The sequence below is a fragment of the Thermogemmatispora sp. genome, assembly GCF_042408735.1.
GTDB lineage: Bacteria > Chloroflexota > Ktedonobacteria > Ktedonobacterales > Ktedonobacteraceae > Thermogemmatispora.
The window spans coordinates 1-2,417 of sequence record NZ_JBHOQV010000074.1 but is presented as its reverse complement, the minus strand read 5'-3'; the positions used below and the strand labels follow the sequence as shown (position 1 = coordinate 2,417).

The window sequence follows — 2,417 nt, the reverse complement described above, 5'->3', positions numbered from 1 at the left end:
CAGGATTGTGAGGTCTGGTACGTGAAGCGCCCTTTTCAGCAGGAGCTGGACTTTGCTACCAGCGGGCTGATTTCGGATATCGATAAGTTGCTGCAACGGGGGGAGCGTCTGCGATGACGAAGCCGAAGAAGCTCATTGAGGTGGCCCTGCCTCTGGAGGCGATCAATGCGGCCTCGGCCACGGAAAAGTCTCTGCGCCACGGCCACCCCTCGACGCTGCATCTGTGGTGGTCGCGCAAACCACTGGCAACCGCCCGCGCGGTCCTCTTCGCTTCCCTGGTCGACGATCCTTCGGCCCATCCGGAGCGCTTCCCCGACGAGGCCAGCCAGCAGCGCGAGCGCGAGCGGCTTTTCACGCTGCTGAGCGAGCTGGTCCAGTGGAAGAATAGGGGCAACCAGCAACTGTGGGAGGCCGCACGAGCAGAGATCCTGGCCTCCACGGGCGGCACGCCCCCACCGCTGCTCGACCCCTTCGCCGGCGGCGGCTCCATCCCGCTGGAGGCCCAGCGCCTGGGCCTGACCGCCTTCGCTGGCGACCTCAACCCAGTGGCGGTCCTCATCAATATGGCCCTTATCGAGATCCCCCCCCGCTTCGCCGGCCAGGCTCCGGTTCATCCGCAGGCGCGCGCAGAGCTGCTCTCGAGCCAGTGGCAGGGCGCTCACGGGCTGGCCGCCGACCTGCGTGCTTACGGCAACTGGCTGCGCGAGGAGGCCCAGCGCCGCATCGGCCACCTCTATCCGCCGGCGCGCCTGCCCGAGGAGCAGGGCGGGCAGGCCACGGTGATCGCCTGGCTGTGGGCGCGGACGGTGACCTGCCCCAATCCGGCCTGCCGCGCCAGGATGCCGCTGGTGCGAACGTTCTGGCTTTCGAAGAGACCGGGACGCGAGGCCTGGATCGAGCCGCAGGTCGAGCTGAGCCCGGCTGGCCCCCTCGTGCGCTTTGTGGTGCGCACCGGCAAGGGCCAACCACCCACGGGGACGGTGAGTCGACAGGGCGCGCACTGCATCGCCTGCACTCATCCCGTGGATTTGGCCTATATTCGCCAAGAAGGCCTGGCAAGGAGAATGGGTTATCAATGTATCGCCAAAGTGGCCGAGTCCAAAAATGGGAAAGTATACCTTCCACCTCTTGAAGAAGAAGAGATAATAAGTGATGCTACCGCTGTAGATTCACCTGATCAACCGATATGTGATAACTCTCGCTGGTTCTCGCCTCCCCTCTATGGCCTGACGCGCTACGGGGATCTGTTCACGCCGCGCCAGCTCGCGGCCCTGACGACCTTCAGCGCCCTGGTGCAGGAGGCTCACGCGCGCGTGGAGGCCGACGCGCGCGCCGCTGGCCTGCCCGCCGATGATCTGCCCCTGCAGGCCGGCGGACGCGGCCCCCGCGCCTACGCCGACGCCGTGGCCACCTACCTGGCCCTCGCTGTCGATCGCTGCGCCGACTACTGGTCCTCCCTCTGCTCATGGCACACGGGGCGTGATACTATTGGCCATACTTTTACACGTCAAGCTCTGCCTATGGTCTGGGACTTCGCCGAGGCCAACCCCTTCAGCGCCTCCAGCGGCAACTTCCAGGGCGCCCTCGACTGGGTGGCCGAGGTCGTCGAGGCCCTGCCGGCCGGACCCGCCGGCCAGGCCCGCCAGCGCGACGCCCTCAGCCCCTTCACCGGCCTTCCCCAACCGCTCATCTCCACCGACCCCCCCTACTACGACAACGTCGGCTACGCCGACCTCTCCGACTTCTTCTACCTCTGGCTCCGGCGCATGCTGGCCCCCCTCTACCCCGACCTGTTCTCCACCCTCCTCACCCCCAAACAGCACGAGCTGATCGCCACCCCTTACCGCTTCGCGGGGAACAAAGACCAGGCGCGCCGCTTCTTCGAGGAGGGCCTGCACCAGGTCTTCCTCCGCCTGCGCGCCACCGCTCACCCCGACTACCCCCTCACCATCTACTACGCCTTCAAACAGGCCGAGCTCGACTCCGACGAGACCTCCAACGAGCCAGGCGAGTCCGCCGCCCAGGCCGAGCCGCAGCCCGTCTCCAGCAGCCCGCGACGCCGCTCCGGCTTCAACGGCTCAGGCCGGCACAACGGCCACGCTCCCCTGGTGGCCTCCACCGGCTGGGAAACCATGCTGCAGAGCCTCATCGAGGCCGGCTTCACCATCACCGGCACCTGGCCCATGCGCACCGAGATGCTCAACCGCAGCGTCGGCCTGGGGACCAACGCCCTGGCCTCCTCGATCGTGCTGGTCTGCCGCCCGCGCCCCGAGGAAGCCCCCATCGCCACCCGCAAAGAGTTCCTCCGCGAGCTGCGCTCCCAGCTCCCCCAGGCCGTCCGCCACCTGCAGCGCGGCGGCATCTCCCCCGTCGACCTCGCCCAGGCCAGCATCGGCCCCGGCATGGCCATCTACTCC

The 2,417-nt window shown here is 67.7% G+C and carries 1 protein-coding gene; it reads left to right on the top strand.

Annotation, left to right across the window (positions count from 1 at the left end; genetic code table 11):
• Positions 1 to 113: 113 nt before the first annotated feature.
• Positions 114 to 2,417 (top strand): DUF1156 domain-containing protein (locus ACFMO7_RS06095; protein WP_376794626.1); only part of this gene is annotated, 2,304 nt, incomplete at its 3' end.